The sequence below is a fragment of the Ectothiorhodospira mobilis genome, assembly GCF_016584115.1.
Lineage (GTDB): Bacteria > Pseudomonadota > Gammaproteobacteria > Ectothiorhodospirales > Ectothiorhodospiraceae > Ectothiorhodospira > Ectothiorhodospira mobilis.
This window is the reverse complement of record NZ_NRSK01000015.1, coordinates 1-23,711: the sequence shown is the minus strand read 5'-3', so window position 1 is coordinate 23,711 and position 23,711 is coordinate 1. Positions and strand designations below refer to the sequence as shown.

The following is a 23,711-nucleotide window of genomic DNA, read 5'->3' as shown; positions in this document are numbered from 1 at the left end:
GTGCGCCCATGGCACAAGGGGGACCGCTCCCGTCCCCTCAGGATGGATCCTCCGTCTCCGCCTCTGACTCCGGATCGCTCCCCTCCAGACGCCGATAGAGGGTGCGCCTTCCGATGCCCAGCACCCGCGCCGCCTGGCGCTTGTTGCCCTCCAGCCGGTGCAGCACCCAGCGGATGTAGCGATCCTCCACCTCCGCCAGGGTGGGCATGGGGGCATCGGCCTCCGGGGACCAGGGGAAGGCCGCCCCACCCCCGTCCCGGGGGCGCCGGGTGACGGCATCGGGCAGGTCCCGCAACTGGATCTGATCCCCCCGGCAGAAGGTGACCGCCCGCTCGATGAGATTGGCCAGTTCGCGCACATTGCCGGGGAAGGCATAGGCGTGCAGGGCCCGCAGGGCCTCCGGGCTGATGCCGTCCACGCGCCGGTCCATGGCGGCACCGAAGCGGGCCAGGAAGCGGGCCGCCAGGCGCTCGATGTCGTCCCCCCGCTCCCGCAGGGGCGGCACATGCAGACGGAAGGTCTCCAGGCGGTAGTACAGGTCCTCGCGGAAGGACTGTTCCCGGATCAGGGCGGCGGGATCCCGGTGGGTGGCGGCCACCACGCGCACGTCCGTGGCCGCCTCCCGGTTGCTCCCCACGGGACGCACCCGGCCGTCCTGGAGCAGGCGCAGCAGCTTGGCCTGCATGGCCATGGGCATCTCGCCGATCTCATCCAGGAGCAGTGTCCCGCCATGGGCCTCCTGGAACAGCCCGCGGCGGGCCTGGCGCGCTCCGCTGAAGGCCCCGGCGGCGTGGCCGAAGAGCTCGCTCTCCATGAGTTCGCCGGGGATGCCGGCACAGTTGATGGCCACGAAGGGACCGTTGGCCCGGGGGCTCTCGGCATGGATGGCCCGGGCCACCAGTTCCTTGCCGGTACCGGACTCGCCGGTGACCAGCACGGGGCCGGCGGCCCCGGCCAGCTGACGGATACGGGTATAGAGGGCCTGCATGGAGGGGCTGCTGCCGATAAGTCCGTGGAAGTCGTCCCCCTGGAGCATCTCCCGGTAGCGGCTCACCTCCGCCTGCAGCCGGCGGTTGCGCAGGGCCCGGCGCACGGCGATCACCAGGTGGTCCAGGTCCACCGGTTTGGTGAGAAAATCGTCCGCCCCCTGTTTCAGGGCCTCCACCGCCTGGGCAATGGTGCCGAAGGCGGTGAGCATGATGAAGGCCGGGGGCAGGGCGTGCAGGCGGCAGTCCTCCAGCAGGGCCAGGCCGTCCTCCCCGGGCAGGCGCAGGTCGCTCAGGACCAGGTCCACGCCACCCCCCTGCAGCAGCCGGCGTGCCTCCGGTACATCGCCTGCGGTGAGGACACTCCAGCCGGCATCCTGCAATTCCTCGGACACCAGGTCCCGGTGGGAGGGATCGTCCTCCACCACCAGGATCGTTGCGCGCGGATTCTCGTGCATGGCCTGGGAGGATCTCCTGGGTTGGGGAACGACTGTACGCCGCCGGGGATCTCCTGCGGCGGGGGATCAGACCGGGGCCGTGGGGATCTTGAGCACAAAGCATGCCCCGCCCAGGGGGCTGTCCTCCACGGAGATCTCGCCGCCGTGCTCGGTGACCGCACCATGGGCCACGGCCAGCCCCAGGCCGGTGCCCTGGCCCACGGACTTGGTGGTGAAGAAGGGCTCGAACAGGCGGTTGCGGTGCGCCGGATCGATGCCGGGGCCGTCGTCCTCCACCCGTAGTTCCAGGATGTGTTCCTCCCGCTCCCGCCAGGAGAGGCGAACGCGGCCGCCGGGGGCAGCCTGCACGGCGTTGCGCAACAGATTGACCAGGGCCTGCTCCAGGCGGACCCGGTCCATGGGGATCACCGCTGCCGGAGACGGGTCGCATCCTTCCAGACGGGTGCCGGTATGCTCCAGGTCCGGGCCCACCTGGGCGACGGCGGCCTGGATCAGGCGCCCCACGGCCTCCGGACGCCTGCGCAGGGGGTTGCGCCGGCCGAAATCCATCAGCTGGCGCACAATGTCGTCCATGCGCGCCACCTCCTGACGGATCTTCAGCAGGGCAGCCTGCGGCGGACTCTTTGCTTCCACGTGGCGCAGGGCCCGCTGCGCCTGACCGTCCACCACCCCCAGGGGGGTGCCCAGTTCGTGGGCCACCCCCGCCGCCAGGCGGCCGATGGCCGCCAGCTTCTCCGACTGACGCAGGCGCTCCTCGAGGGCCGCCTGCTCGGCCCGCCGGGTCTCCAGTTCGGCGGCGGAGCGCTGCATGTCGGCCAGCATGCGGTTCAGGGCCCGGGCCAGTTCCTGCAGTTCCCGCGGGCCGCGACCGCTGACCCGCAGATCCCGCTCGCCACGGCCCACCCGCACCATGGCAGCGGCGAGGCGGTCCACATGCCGCCCCACGGCGCGGTGGTGCCCCACCACCACCACGGCCACCAGCAGGAGGGTGACGGCACCCAGGGCCACCAGGGCGCGGAAACGCACCCGGGCCAGGTCGGCATGGAAATCGCTGCCCTGGCGGGTCACCTGCAACAGGCCGCGGATGCGGCCCCCCACGTCGATGAGCGGCATGAAGAAGGAGTAAAGCTCCTCGCCGTCGCGGTCATCATAGGCCCCGTGGGTGCCGGTGACGGTGGCCTCACGCGCGTCCCGGCGCCGCTCCATGGAGGGGCTGCGGGGGCCGCTGGCGGCCACCAGTTCGCCGTTCTCGTCATAGACATAGGCGCCGTAGACCTGGTCGATGCGAAACGCCGAGTCCAGGGCCTGCTGGATGTCTCCCCGCTGGCCCCGGGCCATGGCCTCCCGCAGGGGCAGGTGGATGGCCCGGGCCACCAGTTCGATGTCCTGCTCCATGCGGGCCTCCACCCCGGCCTCCAGGGTGCGCAGGCCGGACCAGCCGGCCGCCAGGATCACCACCAGCAGGGGGGTGAGGACGAAGCCGAGAACCGCGGTGCGCAGGCTGTAGGCCCGGGCACGCATCATCGGCCATGCCCTCACGGCGCCGCCTGCGCCCCGTTCCCGGCCCGGTCCAGGAAGACCACGGCACCAGCATAGCGTCCCGCCTCCATCAGGGGGCGGCAGCGCAGATGAACGGTGATGCATGAGGCGTCGGCGCGGCGCAGCTCCAGGGGGCCGGCGGGACAGCGGGGATGGTGGGGGCCCCCGGGGCATGCCTCGACACAGTGGGACAGCCCGGGGAGGAGTTCAGCCAGGGGACGGCCCATGAAGGTGCCGGCCTCCACCCCGAGGAGCGCGGCGGCGGCGGCATTGATGCGTTCGATGCAGCCGCCGGCATCGGTCACCACCAGACCCTCGGCCAGGGCCCCGGCCACCAGGGCAAGGCGGTCCCGTTCGGCCCGCAGGGCGCGCTGCGCGCGCAGTAATTCCTCGTTCTGGGCCTTGAACCAGCCGATCCATCGATTGTAGAAGAGGGCCAGGAGGTATTTCTGCGTCACCACCCCCAGCAGGCTGCCGTCCCGGCGGCGCACGACGATGCGCTTATACCCCTTCTCCCGGGCACAGGCCAGGGCCTCCTGGATGGTGCAGGAATCCGGCACCGTGTGCAGGGGGGCGGACATCACCTCGGACACGGGCCCCTCCAGGGAGGCGTCCTCCGCCAGCAGGCGCACCGTATCGCCGCGGGTGAGGATACCGACGGGTTCCTCCCCATCCAGGACCACGGCGGCATCCTGGCCACCGGTGCGCATGCGCATGAAGACATGATGCACACGATCCCCCGCCGCCACCTGCAGGAAGCGGGTCCCGGCCATGAGTTCCCCCAGGGCCTGGCTCTCGGTGAGCAACTGCGGGTCGATCCCCGAGAGCAGGTCGGACTGGCTGACGATACCCACCAGGGTCCCCCGCTCGCTGGTCAGGCATAGGTAGCCCACGCCGTCGCGCATGCGCGCAATCCCCTGCAGGACGTCCGCATCCGGGGGCAGGGTGGGGACCCGGGGCAGTTCCAGGGCTGCCAGGGGGGTATCGAAGGGGATGCCGTCCGTCCTCAGGGCCACCAGATCGGCGGCCCGCAGGACACGGTATTCCCCGTCCCCGCTGAGGACGACCACGTTGCGCACGTGGTAGCGGGCCATGGCGCGGGCCCCTTCGCGCACGCTGCAGTCCCCCCGCAGGGTGATCACCTGCCGTGTGGCGATGGATTCCAGGGTGGGGAAATACATTGATCGGTCCGCTTCCGGGTCGGTTCGGAGGAGGACGGCAAAGGCCTCAGGCGCCGGGCGCGTCCCCGTTGGCATGATAACCGATCCTGAAGCCGCCCCAATGCCTGCCCTTCACATAGATGGGCACGGACAGGTCGTGCATCACCTCGCCGGTATCGCGTTTGTAGGTCTGCAACAGGTAGGGCTTGTCGTGGCTGCCGCAGCGCGAGCCGGTGCGGTCGTTGAAGATGCGCTTGGTGCGGTTGCCCGCCAGGTCCTTGCGGTAATCGCCGGTGAGGGCCTGACTGTAGCGGCGGTTGTGGGTGGGGAAGTAGCCATGATCGTCCACCGCCCCGGCGAAGGCCACGCAGGGATGGCGCTCCAGGATGGGCTCCTGGATGGGGGGCAGGACGCGGTCGGTGAAGTCGTCGAAGCGGGTCTTGTACTTCACCGGATCGGTGTCGGGGATGGGCTGGTAATCGCGGTCGAACAGATCCTCCAGGGTGATGCGGCCCTGGTCGCAGGCCTCCTCGAAGGCACGGCCCACGGCGGCGGCCGCCGCCTCCGCCTCCCGGCGCACATCTTCGTGGACCGGGCCGAGCCCCACGTCCCCCAAAAGTTCATAGATGGTCTCCGCCCGTTCGGCCAGATGATCCGCCTGGGTGCTGAGATGGGCGATGTCGTTCTCCGTCTCCTTCAGGTGGCTGCTGACGGTCTGGATGGAACGGGTGACCTCGTCCAGATGACCGTGGTTCTGCTCGGCTCCCTCCACCACCGTGCGGATGCAGTTGTCGGCACCGGAGGAATGGTCGAGGATGGCCGACAGGTGCTCGTCCACCGAGGCCACCCGTCCGGCGCTGCCTTCCACCGCCTCCACCAGTTGCTGGATGGTGCCGGCCGCGTGGCGGGTCTGATCGTGGATCTCGGTCACCATCCCGCCGATCTCGGCAGTGGCCGAGGAGGTGCGGTTGGCCAGGTTGCGCACCTCCTCGGCCACCACGGCGAAGCCGCGGCCCTGGCTGCCGGCCCGGGCGGCCTCGATGGCCGCGTTCAGGGCCAGCAGGTTGGTCTGCTCGGCGATGCCGCTGATGACCTCGGTGATGCGCTGGATGTCGGCGGCCCGGCCCTCCAGGTCGGACATGGTGCGGCTGGCCTCCGCCATGCGGGTCTTCATCTCCTCCATGTGGCGCTGGGCGTCCTCGACGCACTCGTGACCGGCCTGGCTGGCGTCGTTGGTGAGGCGGGCACTGCGCGCCGCCGCCTCGGAGCTCTCCACGGAGGTGTGCAGGGTGCTGGAGATCTCCGAGGAGGCGTCGGCGATGCCGTTGACGGTGGAGACCTGGGCATGCATGCGCTTCTCCAGGCTGGCGGAGGCGTGGGCCACCTCGGCGGCGGAGACAGCGATGCGGGTCCCGGTGCGGGACAGGCGCCGGGTCATGTCCCGAAAGCCGTTCAGGTGCAAAAGCACCGCCTGCGCCCGTGGGTCCACCGGATCGGTCCCGGTGTGTTCCCCCCGGGCACACCGCGCCAGGCATTCCAGATCCCGTTCCCCGGGGGCCAGCAGCAGGCGGTCAACCGCCAGCAGCACGATGCCCGCCGCCACCAGGGCGGACACCAGGGACGACACCGTTCCAGGCCCCAGGAGCCAGGCCGGGATCAGGGCCGGGGGCAGGGCCGCCGTAAGGAGGGCGGCCTCCCACAGGATGCGTTTTCTCTTCACACCGGACATGCTTGCCTTCGCTTCCTTTGGAGGGTGCCCCCATCCGGGGGGCAGCCCCATGCTGCACGGCAGCACCCCAGGGGCCAGCCCTCCGTCATCCTTGATTGATAAAAGTCAATAAAAGACCCATAGGGATCCTGTCCGTCAAATATATCGACACTCAAGGAACGGACTGAAGGGTGGGCGCCTCAAAAGCCGGCCCCGCGGCGTCCGGCGGTCAGAGCCCCAGTTCGTCCCAGAGGGCGTCCACCCGGGCCTTCACCTCGGGGGTCATGGCGATGGGGCGGCCCCACTCCCGGTCGGTCTCTCCGGGCCATTTGTTGGTGGCATCAAAGCCCATCTTCGAGCCCAGGCCGGAGACGGGGGAGGCAAAATCCAGGTAGTCGATGGGGGTGCGCTCCACGGTGACGGTGTCCCGCACCGGGTCCATGCGGGTGGTCATGGCCCAGATGACGTCCTGCCAGTCCCGGGCGTTGATATCATCGTCCACCACGATGATGAACTTGGTGTACATGAACTGGCGCAGGAAGGACCAGATCCCCATCATCACCCGCCGGGCATGGCCGGGGTACTGCTTGCGCATGCGCACCACCGCCATGCGGTAGGAGCAGCCCTCCGGCGGCAGGTAGAAGTCGGTGATCTCCGGGAACTGCTTGGCCAGGATGGGCACGAAGACCTCGTTCAGGGCCATGCCCAGGATGGCCGGTTCGTCCGGCGGACGCCCGGTGTAGGTACTGTGGTAGACGGGATCGCGGCGGTGGGTGATGCGCTCCACCGTGAGCACGGGGAAGCGGTCCACCTCGTTGTAATAGCCGGTGTGATCGCCGAAGGGCCCCTCGGGGGCGGTGTCCCCGGGGTGGATCACCCCCTCCAGGACCATCTCCGCCGTGGCCGGCACCTGCAGATCGCTGCCCAGGCAGCGGGCCAGCCGGGTGCGCGAGCCCCGCAGCAGGCCGGCGAAGGCGTGTTCCGACAGGGTGTCGGGGACGGGGGTGACGGCGGCGAGCAAGGTGGCCGGATCGGCCCCCAGCACCACGGCCACGGGGAAGGGCTCGCCGGGGCGGGCCTGCTGCCAGTCGCGAAAGTCCAGGGCGCCGCCGCGGTGGGAGAGCCAGCGCATGATGACCCGGTCCGGTCCCAGCACCTGCTGGCGGTAGATGCCCATGTTCTGCCGTTCCCGGTGCGGGCCGCGGGTCACCACCAGGCCCCAGGTGATGAGGGGGCCGGCGTCCCCGGGCCAGCAGTGCTGCACCGGCAGCCGCCCCAGGTCCACCTGATCCCCCTCCAGCACCACCTCCTGGCAGGCAGGGTTGCGCACCCGGCTGGGGGCCATGTCCAGCACCTTGCGCAGCACCGGCAGGGTGTCCCAGGCGGCCTTCAGGCCCCGGGGGGGATCGGGCTCCTTGAGGAAGGCCAGCAGCCGGCCCACCTCCCGCAGGGCCTCGGTGGATTCCTCCCCCATGCCCAGGGCCACCCGCTGCGGGGTACCGAACAGGTTGGCCAGCACGGGGATGGAGTGGCCCTTGGGGCGCTCGAAAAGCAGGGCGGGACCGCCGGCCCGCAGCACCCGGTCACAGACCTCCGTCATCTCCAGGTGGGGATCCACCGGCACGGCGATGCGCCGGAGCTCGCCCCGATCCTCCAGCCCCCGGATGAATTCCCGCAGGTCACGGTATTTCATGGTGCCGGGCTCACCAATCGAATTCCGCCACCACGGGGGCGTGGTCCGAGGGCCGTTCCAGACGCCGCGGCGCCACATCGATCCAGGCGCGGGTGCAGCGCATGGCCAGGGGCTCGCTGGCCAGGATCAGGTCGATGCGCAGGCCGCGGTTGCGCCGGAAGGCGGCGGCGCGGTAATCCCACCAGCTGTACTGCCCCTCGGGCTGCTGGAAGCGGCGGAAGACGTCGCTCAACCCCAGCTCCTGGATCTGCTTCAGGGCCTGGCGCTCCGGGGTGGAGCAGAGGATGCGCTCATGCCAGGCCTCGGGGTCGTGCACGTCCCGGTCCTCCGGGGCGATGTTGAAGTCCCCCAGCACCACCAGGTGCCCATGCCGTTCCCGTTCCGCTTCCAGGAAGTCCCGGACCCGGTGCAGCCAGTCCAGCTTGAAGGCGTATTTCTCCGATCCCACCTCGGCGCCGTTGACCACATACAGGTTCACCACCCGCACCCCGTGGATGCTGGCGGCCAGCAGGCGGCGCTGCGCGCAGTCCAGCCCCGGGGGATCGGTGACCGCATCCAGGGGGGCCTCCCGGGAGAGGAGGGCGACGCCGTTGTAGGTGGGCTGGCCGTTGTGCAGGCCATGGTAGCCCATCTCCCGGAAGACCCCGGCGGGGAAGGCCTCATCCGTCATCTTGGTCTCCTGCAGGGCCAGGATGTCCGGACGCTGCTCCCCCAGCCAGTCCAGCACCTGGGGCAGGCGCACCTTCAGGGAGTTGACGTTCCAGGTGGCGATCCTCATGCCGCTTCCAATCCCGAATGGCGCAGCAGCGCATCGATCTCCGGCTCCCGGCCGCGGAAGGCCTTGAACAGTTCCAGGGCGGGACGTGAACCTCCCTGTTCCAGGATGCCGGTGAGGAAATCCCGGCCCGTCTGCGGATTGAACAGGCCCTCCTCCTCGAAGCGGGCAAAGGCGTCGGCGGAGAGCACCTCGGCCCACTTGTAGCTGTAGTAGCCGGCGGCATAGCCACCGGCGAAGATATGGGAGAAGCCGTGCTGGAAGCGGTTGAACTCCGGCGGCCGCAGCACCGCCACCTGCTCCCGCACCTCATCCAGGATCTTCTGGATACGCCCGCCCAGGCTGGGGTCGTATTCCGCGTGCAGGCGCATGTCGAACAGGGAGAACTCCAGCTGGCGCACCATCTGCATGGCCGCCTGGAAATGGCGCGTGGCGGTGAGCTTGTCGAACAACTCCGCGGGCAGGGGCTCGCCCGTCTCGTGGTGACCGGAGATCAGGTCCAGAGCCTCCCGCTCCCAGCACCAGTTCTCCATGAACTGGCTGGGCAGCTCCACGGCGTCCCATTCCACGCCGTTGATGCCGGCCACGCCGGGATGGTCCACGCGGGTGAGCATGTGGTGCAGGCCGTGGCCGAACTCATGGAAGAGAGTAAGCACCTCGTCGTGGGTGAACAGGGCCGGCTTGCCGTCCACCGGCGGCGTGGAGTTGCAGGTCATGTAGGCCACGGGCAGCTGCAGGTGGTCGCCGTCCCGCAGCCGGCCCCGGCAATCGTCCATCCAGGCGCCGCCCCGCTTGTGGCTGCGGGCGTAGAGGTCCAGGTAGAACCAGGCCCGGGGCTGGCCGTCCGGGTCCTGGATCGCGAAGAAGCGCACGTCCGGATGCCATACCGGGGCGCCGTCGGCCGGTCGGATGCGCACCTGGTAGAGGCGCTCCACCAGGTCGAACAGGCCCTGGAGCACCCGGTCCACCGGGAAGTAGGGCTTGAGGTCCTCCTGGGAGAGCTGGAAGAGGTGCTGACGCAGCCGCTCCGAGGCGAAGGACAGGTCCCAGGCCTCCAGGGTGTCCAGCCCCAGATGGGTGCGGGCGAAGGCCTGCAGGGAGGCCAGCTCGTCCCGGGCCGCGGGCACGGCGCGCCGGGCCAGGTCCTCCAGGAAGGCGACCACCCCCTGCGGGGATTCGGCCATCTTGGTGGCCAGGGAGAGGTGGGCGTAGCTGGCATAGCCCAGAAGCTGCGCCTCTTCATGACGCAGTTCGAGGATGCGTTCCATCACCCCGGAATTGTCGAAACGCCGGTCGTGGGGCCCCTGGTCGGAGGCCCGGGTGACATAGGCGGTATAGACCTCACGGCGCAGCTCCCGGTCCTCGGCGAAGGTCATCACGGCGTAGTAGGAGGGGAATTCCAGGGTGACGAGATAGCCCTCCAGGTCCCGCTGGCGGGCGTTCTGGCGCAGCATGTCCAGGGCGGACTCCGGCAGTCCCGAGAGGCGCCCGGCATCGGTGATCTGCAGTTGCCAGCCCTGGGTGGCGTCCAGGACGTTCTCCTCGAAGCGGGCGGTGAGGGCGGACAGTTCCTGGGCGATGGCCTTGTAGCGGGCCTTCTTGTCCTCGGGCAGATCCACGCCGCTGAGATGGAAGTCCCGCAGGGCATTGGTGATCACCCGCTGCTGGGCGGGCTCCAGGCGGGGGAATTCCGGCCCCTCGGCGATGGACTGGAAGGCCTGGAACAGGCGGGTGTTCTGGCCCAGCTCGGTGGCGTAATCCGAGAGCTTGGGCAGGCAGCGGTTGTAGGCCTCCCGCAGGGCCTCGCTGTTGACCACGGCGTTCATGTGGCGCACCGGGGACCAGATGCGTTCCAGGCGGTCCTCCAGCAGGTCCAGGGGGTGCACCAGGTTCTCCCAGGTGAAGGGACCGGGCTGGTCCAGGAGGCGCTGGATGGCGGCGCGGTTGTCCGCCAGCACCCGGTCGATGGCCGGTTCCACATGTTCGGGACGGATGTCCCCGAAGGGGGGCAGGTCCTGCAGATCGAGAAGGGGATTGGTCATGGGCGCGGGTTCGGGATCGGTGTGCCTGAGTGTGCGGCTAATGTAACACGGCGCCGCCAGCCGGAGGACGGCCCGGCATCCGGCTTCGGGTCATATCAGCCCGAGGTCCCGGGCCCCGCCCAGCAGCAGCCAGGCCAGGCCGCCGATGCCGGTGAGAAAGCCCACCGCCCCCAGGCGGGCACGCCAGCGCAGACCGCGCAGCAGGCGGGATTCCGGATACACCGAGAGCAGGTAGGGCAGTCCCCGCCGCGTGCCACGCCCGAGCAGATGCACCTGCGGCTCCCGGGCGCGCTGGGCCCGGGCCTCCAGGGCCTGGCGTTGGGCCATCTCCCGGGCCCGGTCCCATTCCGCCAGGTCCACCTGCCCGTCGCCGTCCGTGTCGATGGCCGCCATGCGTTGGGGATCCCGTTTCCACTCCCGCAGCAGGGCGGCCACCTCGTCCTTCACAGGTCCGGGATCGGCGCCCCCCTGGCTGTGGAAATGGCCCAGGGCATAGAGGGGATCGCCGGCATGGATGCGCCGCTCCAGATAACGGTAGCGTCCCCCCTCCAGCAGCCCGGCGGGAAGGGGGATGGCCCGGGGATTGGGTCGGTGACCGTACCAGCGTTCCCGGTGGGGGGTGTGGATCCGCGCCCCTTCCGGATCCACCACGCAGCGGCCGGTGTCGTCGTCCAGGGCGAAGAGATCGCCGCTGCATCCGGAGTGGACGGTGCGCCAGCGGGTGTTGCCGTTGTTCCCCTGGTGACGACGCTCCACGCGGTACTCATACCAGACGCAGGGGGTGCCGGAGAGGGGGGCGATGATGGGCGGGCCGGGGAGCAGGGCGGCCTGTCCCGTGAGTTCCACCGGCCCCTGGGCCGCGGAGCGTACACGGGCCGTGGGGGTATCGGCGATGAGGCGCAGCCGCCGGGCCCCGGTGACAAAGGCGGCCAGGGAAACGGCGGTCAGCGCCACCAGAAACGCCACCAGTGCCAGGAGCTCCCCGGACACGCCGCGCGACCTAGCCGAACAGGGCGCGGATATCCGGGTCCCGGGTCTGGTGTGCGGGGAAGTCCAGGAGCTGGAAGGGGCCGAAGCGCAGCAGGTGGGCCACCACCAGGTCCGGAAACTGCTCGATGCGCACGTTATTGCGGTTGACGCAGTCGTTGTAGAACTCGCGCCGGTCGGCGATGGCGTTCTCCAGGCCGCTGATGCGCGCCTCCAGGTGCTGGAAGCGGCCGTCCGCCTTCAGTTCGGGGTAGGCCTCGGCCACGGCGAAGAGCTGCCCCAGACCGGCGCGCAGTCCGTCCTCGGCACGCCCCAGGGAGGCCAGGTCCCCTTGCTGCTGTGCCCGGGCGACGCTGCCCCGGGCGCGCATGACCCGCTCCAGGGTCTCCTTCTCATAGGCCATGTACTGGCGGCAGACCTCCACCAGCTTGGGCAGTTCATCGTGACGCTGCTTGAGCAGCACCTCGATGTTGGACCAGGCCTTGGAAACGGCGTGCTTGAGCTGCACCAGATTGTTGTAGATGAGCACGGCGTAGAGGGCGATGAGCACGAGCATACCGAGCATCACATAACCGCCGATATCCATCAGGGATGCCTCCGGGTGGGGTACAGCGCCATTGTGCCCCAGGTGGCGGGGGAAGGGGAGTCCCCGCCGCCGGCGGGGACTGTACAGAACTACAAGGATTGGCCGTCAGATGTCCAGATTGGAGGCGGTGAGGGCGTTGGTCTCGATGAACTCCCGCCGGGGCTCCACATGGTCCCCCATGAGGGTGGTGAAGACCTCGTCGGCGCGCACGGCGTCCTCCACCTGCACCTGCAGCAGGCGGCGGGTCTCGGCGTTCATGGTGGTCTCCCAGAGCTGTTCCGGATTCATCTCCCCCAGACCCTTGTAGCGCTGGATGGAAAGACCGCGCCGGGCCTCCGCCAGCAGCCATTCCATCACGTCCTGGAAATTGGACACCTCGTGGCGGCGTTCACCCCGCTGGATATAGGCGCCGGCATCCAGCAGGCCATCCAGACGCTCGGCCAGGCTGCGGATGAGGCGGAATTCCGGGGATTCGAAGAATTCACCGCCAAAGATATCCCGGATCTCGGCGCCGTGGATGAGCCGGGTCACCACCACCTGGAAGCCGCCGCGTTCGTCTCCGGCGGTCTCCATGCGGTAGCGGGTGGCGCCGGCGGCGTCGCTGTCGAGTCCGGTCATGATCTCCCCGAACCAGGCCTCCAGGGCCTGACGGTCCTGGCGCGCCGCGTCCGTGAGGGGTCTGGCGAACACCATGCGCTCCAGGAGCACGGGATCGTAGCGGCGGCCCAGGCGCTCCACGGCCGCCATGACCCCGTTGTAGCGCCGCGCCAGTTCCTCCAGGGCCTGGCCACTGACGGGCGGGGTATCCGGGCTCACCACCAGACGCGCGTCGTCCAGGGCATGGGAGAGGAGGAGGTTGGTCATCTCCGGCTCGTCCTTGACGTAGAACTCCTGCTTGCCACGACGGATCTTGTACAGCGGCGGCTGGGCGATGTAGATGTGCCCCCGGGCCACCAGCTCCGGCATCTGCCGGTAGAAGAAGGTGAGCAGCAGGGTACGGATGTGGGAGCCGTCCACGTCCGCGTCGGTCATGATGATGATGCGGTGATAGCGCAGTTTGTCCGGGTCGAATTCGTCCTTGCCGATGCCGCAGCCCAGGGCAGTGATGAGCGTGCCCACCTCGGCGGAGGAGAGCATCTTATCGAAACGGGCCTTTTCCACGTTGAGGATCTTGCCCTTCAGGGGCAGCACCGCCTGGGTGCGCCGGTCACGGCCCTGCTTGGCGGAACCGCCCGCGGAGTCCCCCTCCACGATGAACAGCTCGGAGAGGGAAGGGTCCTTCTCCTGGCAGTCCGCCAGTTTGCCCGGCAGACCGGCGATATCCAGCGCCCCCTTGCGGCGGGTCATCTCCCGCGCCTTGCGGGCGGCGTCCCGGGCCCGGGCCGCCTCGGTGATCTTGCCGGTGATGATGCGGGCCTCGTTGGGGTTCTCCAGCAGGAAGTCATGCACCGCATCGGCCATGACGGATTCCACCACCCCCTTCACCTCGGAGGACACCAGCTTGTCCTTGGTCTGGGAGGAGAACTTGGGATCGGGCACCTTCACCGAGAGCACGGCGGTGAGCCCCTCGCGGGCGTCATCCCCGGTGGGGGCCACCTTCTGGCGCTTGAGGATGCCCTCCGCCTCCATGTACTGGTTCAGGGTGCGGGTGAGGGCGGCGCGGAACCCGGCCAGGTGGGTGCCACCATCCCGCTGCGGGATGTTGTTGGTGTAGCAGAAGATGTTCTCCTGATAGGCATCGTTCCACTGCAGGGCGATCTCCACCCCGATGCCGTCCCGGTCGGCATTCATGTAGATGACATTGCCGTGCAGCGGGCTCTTGTTGCGGTTCAGGTGCTCCACGAAGGCGCGGATGCCCCCCTGGTACTCGAACACGTCCCGGCGCCCTTCCTCGCGCTCGTCACAGAGTTCGATGCGCACCCCGGAGTTGAGGAAGGAGAGCTCCCGCAAACGACGGGAGAGGATATCGTAGTGGAATTCCGTGTCGCTGAAGATCTCGGTGCTGGGCTTGAAGCGGATCAGGGTACCGCTCTGCCCGGTCTCCCCCACCACCGCCAGCGGCGCCTCCGGCACCCCCAGGTGGTAGACCTGGCGGTGGGTCTTGCCGTTGCGGTAGATGGTCATCTCCAGGGTCTCGGAAAGGGCGTTGACCACGGACACGCCCACCCCATGGAGCCCGCCGGACACCTTGTAGGAGTTGTCGTCGAACTTCCCGCCGGCATGGAGGACGGTCATGATCACCTCGGCGGCGGAGCGGCCCTCCTCCTCGTGGAGATCCACGGGGATGCCACGGCCGTCGTCCCGGACGCTGACGGAACCGTCGCTGTGGATGGTGACCAGGATGCGGCTGCAGTACCCGGCCAGGGCCTCGTCGATGGCGTTGTCCACCACCTCGAAGACCATATGGTGCAGCCCCGTGCCGTCATCGGTATCGCCGATGTACATCCCGGGGCGCTTGCGCACGGCATCCAGACCCTTGAGGACCTTGATGCTGGAGGAATCGTACATCCGGGAGGGCTGATCGGTCATGGGCACACCTGCTGGACCTGACATGAAAGGACGCATTATATCACTTCAGGCCGGTGCCCCGCGGGGGTTGGACAGGCAAGTGCGGAGCGGGGGATGTTCCACGTGGAACATCCCCCGGCTGCAGACGACCCGGGGGCTGTCCGCTTCACCATACGGGGTTGAAGCGGCCGTTCCCCGCCCGTGCTCAAGGCCTCCCGGCCAGACGGCGGCGAAGTCGGAAAGGCGGGACGGGCGGAGCCAGGGGCACAGCCAGGACCATGTCCTCACGTGGGGGATCACCGGGGCAACGGTCCCACCGGTTCCATCCCCATCTGTAGCCACTGGATCAACGGTGCGGGTACGGGCGTGATCATCGAGGGCGACGGCTCAATGCAGAAGGCTTTGTTCCGCCCTGGGTCAGGAGAACCGCTTCTTCACCGGCGGTGCCTCCGGATTGAACGCGAACCTCTCCATGGCACCGGGCGCCCTGACTGTCCTGGCGGCCTGTTTCAACAGACAGGGCAGGACACTGACCTGCTGCTGGTCCCCGACGGTCCCGGGCGGGGGAATTTTGATCCAGTCCCTCCTGGCGGCTCCGCTTTGGGCGGCGGCTCACGCGGCTGACCCTGAGCAAGACGGCTTTGCCGGTCGCTGGGCGCTCCAGGGCTGGCAGTTGCTCCTGAATGTGGTGACCCGCCCGATCCTGCTGGTGATCGGGATCATCCTCTTCTGAATTCAGGCCCCAAAAGGGAAGGGAACCAAGGCCATCACGGCAAGGGCGGTCATGGGGTCCATCGTCTGGGCACTATCGCTTTAGCTCACGCAGCCACAAAGTCTTGTGACGGCTGAGTTTTGGCGACATCCGAGCCGCGTTCGACCTTGCTTTTGAAGCAGGAATTGGACGAACGCGGGTCGGCGGTGGAGCCCCGTCCACCGGATCGGGTCGAGTAGACCCGTCGCTCCCCGAACCGGCGCACCAGCTCGGCGAGGATCGCCGTCTTCCCCTGGAACACGGAGCCGATGGGAAGCGCACGGCGCTCCCCGATGTTCCACGCCGCATTGAGGTCGGCGTGCATGACGTGGCCGCACCAGAGACAGCGGAAGGTCTTCTGGTCGCGGCGGTTCCTCTTGTCCACTGTGCTGGTTCATGCAGGGGCATGGTTCAGATACCCATGGGAGAGGAAGAGCCCAGGCATCCAGGGCAGGGTAGAACAGGAGGTTGTTCCAGGACATCTGCTCAGATCAAGGTCCGGATCGCGTAGCCCAGAGACCTTCAAATCGGGTGAGGTCTCATAGCCCGCGAAGCTGCCCATGTTCCACGTGGAACATCCGGATCTCTTCCCAACCGGACACCTCCAGGGCATCCCCCTGGATGGCGGTGACAAAGACCTGGCAGCCCAGATGGCGCAGCAGATCCAGGACACCGGCGCAGCGGGCCGGGTCCAGTTCCGAGGCCAGATCGTCCACCAGGACCACCACGGGACGCGCGGTGCGTCTGCGGTGCAGGGCCACTTGGGCGAGACGCAGCAGCAACACCGCCGTCTTCTGCTGCCCCCGGGAGGCCTCCTGGGAGAGGGAGACCCCCTCGTGGCGGAAGATCACTTCCGCGCGATGGGGACCCCACAGGGTATAGCCCATCTCCCGTTCCCGGTCCCGGCCGCGGGCCAGGACCTGGTCCAGGGAATCCTCCTCCCGCCAGCCGCGCCGATACTGCCATTCCAATGCCCCTTCCACGGGGAGGCGGGCGCGCAGATCGGAGACCGTATCCCCCAGCTCCTGTAGATAGTCACGGCGGAAGGCGTCCAGTTGCCGGCCGTGACGGTCCATCTCCCGCTCCCAGGCGGTAAGGGCCCGGTCCGGGGCACCGAGGCGCAGGGCCTCGTTGCGCTGCTGCAGGGCGCGGCGGTAACCCTGCAGCACGGGCAGGTAATCCTCCTCGGAATGGAACAGGCCCCAGTCCAGGAATCCCCGCCGCTCCCCCGGGGGGCCGGCCAGGAGTTCATGGCTGTCGGGATGGATGGCCTGAACGGGGAAGAGCCGGGCCAGTTCCGTCTGGGCCCGCACCCGGCGACCCTGGACACGGGCCTGGGTGCCGCGCTGTCCCTTGCGGATGCCCAGATGGACCGTTTCCCCACTTTTCCCCTCCAGACGCCCGGTCACCATCACCCCCGAGGCCCCCCGGCGGACCACGGGGCCGATGCGGGCGGTGCGAAAGGATCGCCCCGTGGCCAGGAGGTGGATTCCCTCCAGCAGGCTGGTCTTGCCGGAGGCGTTGGGGCCGGTGATCACGTTCAGCCCCGCGCAGGGCTCCAGGCGGAGCCGCTCGAAGATACGCAGGTGCAGCAGATCCAGGCGGCGCAGGATCATCTCAGGCAACCGGCACCGCGAACCGCCACAGCATCACAACCGGATGGGCATGACCACGTAGAGGGCCCGCTCGGAATCGCTGTCCCTCACCAGGACGGAGGAACCGGCATCCCGCAGGCCCATGCGCACCTCATCGCCGCCCAGGTGGGCCATCACGTCCGTGAGATAGCTGACGTTGAAACCGATCTCCAGGTCCGGGCCCTGGTATTCCACCTCCAGTTCCTCCTCCGCTTCCTCCTGTTCGGGGTTGTGGGCCTGGAGCATGAGGCGATCCCGGGTCAGCTCCATGCGCACGCCGCGGTACTTCTCGTTGGAGAGGATGGCGGTACGGCTCAGGGCCTGGCGCAGGACCTCCCGCTCCACCTTCATGACCTGTCCTTCCTCCTGGGGGATCACGCGCCGGTAATCCGGAAAGCGGCCATCGATGAGCTTGGAGGTGAAACGCACCCCGGAGAAATGGGCGCGCAGATGGTTACTGCCCACCTCCAGGCGTACCGGATCGTCCACCCGCTCCAGCAGGCGGCTGAGCTCCATCACCCCCTTGCGGGGCAGGATCACCTGTCGGGGTTGTTCCGTCTCCACGGCGGCTTCCACCTCGTACAGGGAGAGGCGGTGGCCATCGGTGGCCACGCAGCGCACCCGACCCCGTTCCATCTCCAGCATCAGGCCGTTGAGGTAATAGCGCACATCCTGCATCGCCATGGCAAAGGAGGTGCGGTCCATCAGCTCCAGGAGATCCCGCTGGGGGAGTTCCAGGGTCAGCCCGCCCTTCACCCCTTCCAGTTCCGGGAAGTCCTCCGCGGGCAGGGTGCTCAGCTGGAAGCGGGATCGGCCCGATTGCACCAGCAGACGGTCCTCCTCCTGGCGTACCTGGATGTTGGCTTCGTCCGGCAGGGCACGGCAGATGTCCAGGAGCTTGCGCGCCGAGACCGTGGTCTGCCCCGGGGCCTCCACCGGGTGTTCCCAGTGGGCCAGCCATTCCACCTCCAGGTCCGTGGCCACCAGACTCAGGCCGCCCTCATCGGCCCGGATGAGGACATTGCCCAGGATGGGCATGGTCTGACGCTTCTCCACCGCCCCGATCACTTGCTGCAGCGGTTTGAGGAGGGTCTCCCTCTGGATGCTGAATCTCATCGGCTTCACCCCGTCTTGGTCTTTAATTAAGTATTGATCTTTTCAATGATAGTAATAAGGGCCACCCACGTGGTGTGGATATCCTTGAATTCATCTTTTTCTTCAATGCGTTGAGATGCAAAGACCCTGTGCGCGGGCTGTCGGGAAGGGGGCCGGAAGGCTGTGGGCGGCCTGTGGATAGTACGCACCCCCGATCCCCATCCTCCGGGTGGGCACAGGTTATCCCCAACCTTGCCCACGTCAGCTGGTGAGCGTACGCAGCAGATTCACGAAGTCTTCGTTGATGCGGGCATCGGACTCCCGCAATTCCTCCACCTTGCGGCAGGCATGGATCACCGTGGTGTGGTCCCGGCCGCCGAAGGCCTTGCCGATCTCCGGCAGGCTGTGGCTGGTGAGCTCCTTGGCCAGGGCCATGGCCACCTGGCGGGGACGGGTGATGGAGCGGCTGCGGCGTGTGGAATGCAGATCCGAGACCCGGATCTTGTAGTACTCCGCCACCGTCTTCTGGATGTTGTCGATGGTCACCAGCTTGTCCTGCAGGGCCAGCAGGTCGTGCAGGGCCTCCTTGGCAAAATCCAGGGTGATGGGGCGGCCGGTGAAATGGGCGTTGGCGATCACCCGGCGCAGGGCCCCCTCCAGTTCGCGGATGTTGGAGCGGATGCGCTTGGCCACGAAGAAGGCCACCTCATTGGGCAGTTCCACCCCCGATTCCTCCGCCTTGCGGTGGAGGATGGCCACCCGGGTCTCCAGTTCCGCCGGTTCGATGGCCACGGTGAGCCCCCAGCCAAAGCGGGACTTGAGCCGGTCTTCCAGGCCGTCCACCTCCCGGGGGTAGCGGTCACAGGTGAGGATCACCTGCTGCTGGCTCTCCAGCAGGGCATTGAAGGTGTGGAAGAACTCCTCCTGGGAGCGCTCCTTGCCCGCGAAGAACTGGATGTCGTCGATGAGCAGGGCATCCACCGAACGGTAGTAGCGCTTGAACTCGTCGATGGAGTTGTGCTGCAGGGCCTTGATCATGTCCGCCACGAAGCGCTCGGAATGCAGATACACCACCTTGGCGGCGGGATTCTGGTCCAGCATGGCATTGCCGATGGCGTGCATCAGGTGGGTCTTGCCCAGGCCGGTGCCGCCATAGAGGAACAACGGGTTATAGGCCTTGCCCACATTGCTGGCCACCTGCAGGCTGGCGGCCCGGGCCAGCTGGTTGGACTTGCCCTCGACGAAGTTGACGAAGGTGAAGTTGGGATTGAGATTGTTGGTGAACTGCGGGGAACTGGCCGCCGGCCGGGGATCGGCGGCCTCCCGCGGGGCCTCGGCGCTGCGCGTCGCGCCGGCATCGGAACGTTCCGGGGCCCGCGCGCTGGAGGCCGCCTTGCGGCCGCTGCCCACCTCCAGGCTCACACGCACGGCATCATGCCCCGCGGTCTCTGTCACTACCTGGCCGATGCGCTGGAAGAAATGGTCCTTCACCCAGTCCAGCACAAAACGGTTCGGCGCCAGCAGCCGCAGCACCCCTTCCTCCTCCACGGCGTGCAGGGGGCGGATCCAGGTGTTGAGCTGCTGTTCCGAGAGTTCGCTCTCGAGGCGTGCCACGCACTGTTGCCACAAGGCGCTGCTGACCAAGGCGGATCTCCTGGCGGAAAAGGGTGGGGGAAACCCTCAAGTCTAACTGCCGGGCTGCGGGGTTATCCACATCTTTTTCCACAGACCTCCACCCGCCGCGATTGACACCCATGGCGATCGCGGGTACTTTTACGCGCCTTGATCGGGCGCCTGATGCCCGCGCAACCCCACGACACAGGGTCCGTCGTCATGAAAAGAACATTTCAGCCCAGTAACCTGCACCGCAAGCGTACCCACGGCTTCCGCGCCCGCATGGCCACCCGTGGCGGTCGCAAGGTCCTGGCCGCGCGCCGCGCCAAGGGCCGTGCGCGTCTGTGCCCCTGAGCGGTTGACCGTTTCCGGGGACCGGCGTTTTCCCAGGACGGTACGGCTCACCCGGGCCGCTGAATACCGGGGTGTCTTCCAGGGGGGGCGGCGCATCAACCTGCATCCCTTCACCGCCGTCTGCCGTGCGACGCAGGAAGACACCGCCCGCCTCGGGCTGGCCATCTCCAAGCGTAATCTGCGCCGGGCCAGCCAGAGGCAGCGGATCAAGCGCTTGGTGCGGGAATCCTTCCGCCACCGGCGCAGCCAACTTCCCCCGGTGGACGTGGTGATCATGTGCCGGCGCGGGGCCGAGGAGTACACGAACCAGGATCTCTACCAGATCCTCGAGCGTCTCTGGAACCGGGTGGTCCGCCAATGCAAAAGCTCCTCATCCTCCTGATCCAGGCCTACCGCTACACCCTAAGCCCGTTCATCGGACAGCACTGTCGCTTCGTGCCCACCTGTTCCTGCTACGGGATCGAGGCCATCCAGCGTCACGGGGCCCTGCGCGGTTCCTGGCTGACCCTGCGCCGTCTTGCCCGCTGCCATCCCTGGTGCGAAGGCGGCTACGATCCCGTACCCGATCCCGTCCAAGGCCCCCAGCGAGCCCCCCGAGACCATGGATAACCTGCGCCCCGTCCTCTATCTCAGTTTCGTCTTCCTGCTGTTCCTGGTCTGGCAGACCTGGAACGTGGATTATGGCCCGCAACCGCAAGTGGCCCAGGGAACCCAGGAGGTCGCCGGCGCGGATGGTGCCGCCAACCGGGATGACATCCCCGACGCGGCCCTGTCCGAGGCCGGGGAGGCCCCGGCCGGGGAGGCCTCCGATGGGGCCGGTGCGGGCCAGCGCATCCATGTGGTGACCGATACCCTGGACCTGTACATCGATACCCGCGGTGGCGACATCGTCCAGGCGGATCTGCCCACCTATCCCGTCAGCCTGGATCAGCCGGACAAACCCACCACCATCCTGGACGCGCAGGAACGGGCCTACGTGGCCCAGTCGGGGCTGATCCATGACCGCGTCTCCGGCATCGACCACAGCAACCGGGCCCCCACGCACCACGCCATCTATGAGGCCCCGGCCACCGAATTCCGCCTCAAGGACGGCCAGGATGTCCTGGAAGTGCCCCTCACCTGGGAGAACGACGAGGGCATCCGCGTCACCAAGACCTACACCTTCCGCCGCGGGGAATTCCTCGTGGACGTGAGCCACCGGGTGGAGAACGCCAGCGACACGGCCTGGACTGGACGCCAGTACCGCCAGCTGCGCCACGGACCCACCCCCGAGCGGGACTCCTGGTTCCTCTACACCTTCACCGGCGCCGCCTACTACGACGGCGGTTACCGCAAGGAGGAACTGGAGAGCCTGGCGGAGAAGGTGGAGTCCAAGGAGCTCCAGGGGGGATGGATCGCCCTCATCGAACACTACTTCCTGAGCACCTGGGTGCCCGAATCCGGGGAGAAGAACCTGCTCTACACCCGGGAGGTGGGCACGCCCGAGGCCCCGCGCTACATCATCGGACTGCGCTCCGAGGCCCGGACCGTGGCCCCCGGCGGCAGCGGGGAATTCGATACCCGCATCTGGATCGGACCCAAACTGCAGGAACCCCTCTCCGGGATCGCCGAGGGCCTGGAACTGACGGTGGACTACGGCCTGTTCACCTTCCTGTCCAAGCCGCTGTTCTGGATGCTGGACCTGATCCACAGCCTGGTGGGCAACTGGGGCTGGTCCATTATCTTCCTGACCCTGCTCATCAAGCTGGCCTTCTACAAGCTGTCGGCCACCAGCTACCGCTCCATGGCCAAGATGCGCGCGGTGCAGCCCAAGATGATGGCCCTGAAGGAACGCTTCGGGGATGACAAGCAGCGCATGAACCAGGCCCTCATGGAGCTGTACAAGAAGGAGAAGATCAATCCCCTGGGGGGCTGCCTGCCCATCCTGGTGCAGATCCCGGTGTTCATCGCCCTGTACTGGGTGCTGCTGGAGAGCGTGGAGCTGCGCCAGGCCCCGTGGATCCTGTGGATCCAGGACCTGTCGGTGCGGGATCCCTTCTTCGTCCTGCCCATCCTCATGGGGGTGAGCATGCTGGCCCAGCAGAAGCTCAACCCCGCCCCCATGGACCCGGTGCAGCAGAAGATCATGATGGCCCTGCCGCCGGTGTTCACCGTGTTCTTCGCCTTCTTCCCCGCGGGTCTGGTGCTCTACTGGCTGGTGAACAACCTCCTGTCCATCGCCCAGCAGTACTACATCACCCGCAGGCTGCAGGCCGAGGGCTACGACACCGGCAAGAAGGCGGCCAAGGGGGACTGACGCCCAAGTCACGCCCATGACCGCCCCGGCCGGAGACACCATCGCCGCCATCGCCACCCCGCCGGGGCGGGGCGGTGTGGGGATCGTGCGCATCTCCGGCCCCGGGGCCGCCGGCATCGCCCGGTCCGCCCTGGGCCGGCTGCCGGAGCCCCGCCTGGCCACCCTGGCCACCTTCCGCGACCCCGAGGGCCAGCCCGTGGACCAGGGGCTGGCCCTGTTCTTCCCCGGACCCCGTTCCTACACCGGGGAGGACCTGCTGGAGTTCCAGGGCCATGGCGGCCCGGTGGTCATGGACCGGGTGCTCACCGCCTGCCTGGGCCACGGCTGCCGCCTGGCCCGGCCCGGGGAATTCACCCAGCGGGCCTTTCTCAACGACCGCATGGACCTGGCCCAGGCCGAAGCCGTGGCGGACCTCATCGACGCCGGTTCCGCCGCCGCCGCCCGCGGCGCCCTGCGCACCCTGGAAGGGGCCCTGTCCCGTCGCACCGAGGCCCTGGCCGAGACCCTCACCACCCTGCGTACCCATGTGGAGGCCGCCCTGGACTTCCCCGAGGAGGAACTGGACCTGCTGGCCGATACCGCCGTGGGTGCACGCCTCGAGGCCCTGCAGGAAGACCTGCGACAACTCCTGGAAGGGGCGGGGCAGGGCAGACTGCTGCAGGAGGGGGCCCACCTGGTCATCGCCGGCCGCCCCAACGCCGGCAAATCCAGCCTGCTCAACCGCCTGGCGGACCGGGAGACGGCCATCGTCACCGCCATCCCCGGCACCACCCGGGACGTCCTGCGGGAGCACCTGAGCCTGGACGGCCTGCCCCTGCACCTGGTGGACACCGCCGGCCTGCACACCTCCAGGGACCCGGTGGAACAGGAAGGGATGCGCCGCGCCTGGACGGAGATCGAGCGCGCCGATGTCATCCTCCTGGTGGTGGACGCCACGGCGGGGGAGGGCGAGGCGGAGGCGGCCATCCGGGCGCGCCTCGACCCTGCCATCCCCGTGCTCACCCTGCTCAACAAGATCGACCGCCTGCCCGCCCCGCCCGGGGACACCGGCGAGGACCGCATCCCCCTCTCCGCCCTCACCGGGGAGGGCATGGACCGCCTCAAGGCCCGAATCCGGGCCCTGCTGCACTACCACGGCCAGGAGGAAGGCCTGTTCACCGCCCGCCGCCGCCACCTGGACGCCCTGGAACGCATGCAGACCCACCTGCAGGCCGCCCATGGCCACCTGCAGGCGGGAAAGTCCCCGGAACTGCTGGCCGAGGAACTGCGCCTCGCCCAGGAGGCCCTGGGGGAGATCACCGGCCGCCTCACCAGCGAGGACCTGCTGGGCCGCATCTTCTCCGATTTCTGCATCGGCAAGTGAGACCTGCTTTCGCTCCTGGTTCCTAGATGTCAGGTCTCGCCTGATTGTATACGCGTTTTCGAAATAGATCGGGGCGGTCCTGTTGCCAGGCCTTGAGGGTTTCCACCGGGGTGCGATGTCCCAGCGCCTTTTGGCCGATGTGATGGTTATACAGGCGCTGGT

General features: G+C 68.2%; 20 protein-coding genes and 1 pseudogene. 6 read left to right on the top strand and 15 right to left on the bottom strand.

Features of this window, described 5'->3' with window-relative positions; all coding sequences use genetic code 11:
• Nucleotides 1-37: 37 nt before the first annotated feature.
• The 10 genes from CKO33_RS07645 to gyrB all read right to left on the bottom strand — a co-directional run bounded on the left by CKO33_RS07645 (nt 38) and on the right by gyrB (nt 14,463).
• Nucleotides 38-1,444: a sigma-54-dependent transcriptional regulator gene (locus tag CKO33_RS07645; RefSeq protein ID WP_200181075.1), complete on the bottom strand. Its 1,407-nt coding sequence runs from the start codon at nt 1,442-1,444 to the stop codon at nt 38-40.
• Between the two features lie 66 nt (nt 1,445-1,510).
• Complete coding sequence (locus CKO33_RS13855) at nt 1,511-2,968, bottom strand: sensor histidine kinase (RefSeq protein ID WP_200181074.1); 1,458 nt, start codon at nt 2,966-2,968, stop codon at nt 1,511-1,513.
• An 11-nt stretch (nt 2,969-2,979) separates the two neighbouring features.
• A complete protein-coding gene (locus tag CKO33_RS07635; protein ID WP_200181072.1) occupies nt 2,980-4,164 on the bottom strand; it encodes a CBS domain-containing protein in 1,185 nt (394 codons plus the stop codon).
• A gap of 46 nt (nt 4,165-4,210) precedes the next feature.
• Nucleotides 4,211-5,872: a methyl-accepting chemotaxis protein gene (locus CKO33_RS07630; protein WP_200181065.1), complete on the bottom strand. Its 1,662-nt coding sequence runs from the start codon at nt 5,870-5,872 to the stop codon at nt 4,211-4,213.
• A 208-nt stretch (nt 5,873-6,080) separates the two neighbouring features.
• On the bottom strand, nt 6,081-7,544 hold the full coding sequence (ubiD, locus tag CKO33_RS07625; RefSeq protein ID WP_200181063.1) for a 4-hydroxy-3-polyprenylbenzoate decarboxylase: 1,464 nt from the start codon (nt 7,542-7,544) through the stop codon (nt 6,081-6,083).
• Between the two features lie 10 nt (nt 7,545-7,554).
• Nucleotides 7,555-8,322, bottom strand: a complete 768-nt coding sequence (gene xth / locus CKO33_RS07620) for an exodeoxyribonuclease III (RefSeq protein ID WP_200181062.1) — start codon at nt 8,320-8,322, stop codon at nt 7,555-7,557.
• Nucleotides 8,319-10,361 (bottom strand): oligopeptidase A, encoded by a 2,043-nt coding sequence (gene prlC, locus CKO33_RS07615; protein WP_200181060.1) that lies wholly within the window; start codon nt 10,359-10,361, stop codon nt 8,319-8,321. The genes xth and prlC overlap by 4 nt, the downstream gene beginning before the upstream one ends.
• 90 nt (nt 10,362-10,451) lie before the next feature.
• The gene (locus CKO33_RS07610; protein WP_200181059.1) at nt 10,452-11,351 is read right to left on the bottom strand and encodes a GIDE domain-containing protein; all 900 of its coding nucleotides are present in this window, start codon (nt 11,349-11,351) and stop codon (nt 10,452-10,454) included.
• A 10-nt stretch (nt 11,352-11,361) separates the two neighbouring features.
• Nucleotides 11,362-11,934 (bottom strand): LemA family protein, encoded by a 573-nt coding sequence (locus tag CKO33_RS07605; RefSeq protein ID WP_200181057.1) that lies wholly within the window; start codon nt 11,932-11,934, stop codon nt 11,362-11,364.
• A gap of 105 nt (nt 11,935-12,039) precedes the next feature.
• Nucleotides 12,040-14,463, bottom strand: coding sequence for a DNA topoisomerase (ATP-hydrolyzing) subunit B (gene gyrB, locus CKO33_RS07600; protein ID WP_200181056.1), 2,424 nt, complete (start codon nt 14,461-14,463; stop codon nt 12,040-12,042).
• A gap of 550 nt (nt 14,464-15,013) precedes the next feature.
• Between gyrB and CKO33_RS07595 the strand changes: the two genes are divergently transcribed.
• Nucleotides 15,014-15,175, top strand: a complete 162-nt coding sequence (locus tag CKO33_RS07595) for a hypothetical protein (RefSeq protein ID WP_200181054.1) — start codon at nt 15,014-15,016, stop codon at nt 15,173-15,175.
• A gap of 85 nt (nt 15,176-15,260) precedes the next feature.
• Here the strand turns inward: CKO33_RS07595 and CKO33_RS07590 are convergent, their stop codons facing one another.
• From CKO33_RS07590 to dnaA, 4 genes are all read right to left on the bottom strand, one after another.
• Nucleotides 15,261-15,578 carry a zinc ribbon domain-containing protein gene (locus tag CKO33_RS07590; RefSeq protein ID WP_200181052.1) on the bottom strand — a complete coding sequence of 106 codons (318 nt, stop codon included), beginning with the start codon at nt 15,576-15,578 and terminating at the stop codon, nt 15,261-15,263.
• Nucleotides 15,579-15,732: 154 nt separating this feature from the next.
• On the bottom strand, nt 15,733-16,809 hold the full coding sequence (recF, locus tag CKO33_RS07585; RefSeq protein WP_200181050.1) for a DNA replication/repair protein RecF: 1,077 nt from the start codon (nt 16,807-16,809) through the stop codon (nt 15,733-15,735).
• Between the two features lie 33 nt (nt 16,810-16,842).
• Nucleotides 16,843-17,943 carry a DNA polymerase III subunit beta gene (gene dnaN, locus CKO33_RS07580; RefSeq protein ID WP_200181048.1) on the bottom strand — a complete coding sequence of 367 codons (1,101 nt, stop codon included), beginning with the start codon at nt 17,941-17,943 and terminating at the stop codon, nt 16,843-16,845.
• A gap of 240 nt (nt 17,944-18,183) precedes the next feature.
• Complete coding sequence (gene dnaA / locus CKO33_RS07575; RefSeq protein ID WP_200181046.1) at nt 18,184-19,566, bottom strand: chromosomal replication initiator protein DnaA; 1,383 nt, start codon at nt 19,564-19,566, stop codon at nt 18,184-18,186.
• A gap of 189 nt (nt 19,567-19,755) precedes the next feature.
• On the opposite strand from dnaA, the gene rpmH reads away from it, so the two are divergent.
• The 5 genes from rpmH to mnmE are packed head-to-tail and all read left to right on the top strand — an operon-like array spanning nt 19,756 to nt 23,549.
• The gene (rpmH, locus tag CKO33_RS07570; protein WP_082829751.1) at nt 19,756-19,890 is read left to right on the top strand and encodes a 50S ribosomal protein L34; all 135 of its coding nucleotides are present in this window, start codon (nt 19,756-19,758) and stop codon (nt 19,888-19,890) included.
• A gap of 4 nt (nt 19,891-19,894) precedes the next feature.
• The gene (gene rnpA, locus CKO33_RS07565; protein WP_200181044.1) at nt 19,895-20,272 is read left to right on the top strand and encodes a ribonuclease P protein component; all 378 of its coding nucleotides are present in this window, start codon (nt 19,895-19,897) and stop codon (nt 20,270-20,272) included.
• Complete coding sequence (gene yidD, locus CKO33_RS07560; protein ID WP_090484536.1) at nt 20,248-20,499, top strand: membrane protein insertion efficiency factor YidD; 252 nt, start codon at nt 20,248-20,250, stop codon at nt 20,497-20,499. The genes rnpA and yidD overlap by 25 nt, the downstream gene beginning before the upstream one ends.
• Entirely contained in the window at nt 20,492-22,186 is a 1,695-nt protein-coding gene (yidC, locus tag CKO33_RS07555; protein ID WP_200181043.1) for a membrane protein insertase YidC, read from the top strand. The genes yidD and yidC overlap by 8 nt, the downstream gene beginning before the upstream one ends.
• 16 nt (nt 22,187-22,202) lie before the next feature.
• Nucleotides 22,203-23,549, top strand: a complete 1,347-nt coding sequence (gene mnmE, locus CKO33_RS07550; RefSeq protein WP_200181041.1) for a tRNA uridine-5-carboxymethylaminomethyl(34) synthesis GTPase MnmE — start codon at nt 22,203-22,205, stop codon at nt 23,547-23,549.
• Between the two features lie 22 nt (nt 23,550-23,571).
• On the opposite strand, the pseudogene CKO33_RS13555 reads toward mnmE, so the two are convergent.
• Nucleotides 23,572-23,711 (bottom strand): annotated as a pseudogene (locus CKO33_RS13555) (IS481 family transposase); the annotation flags it as partial.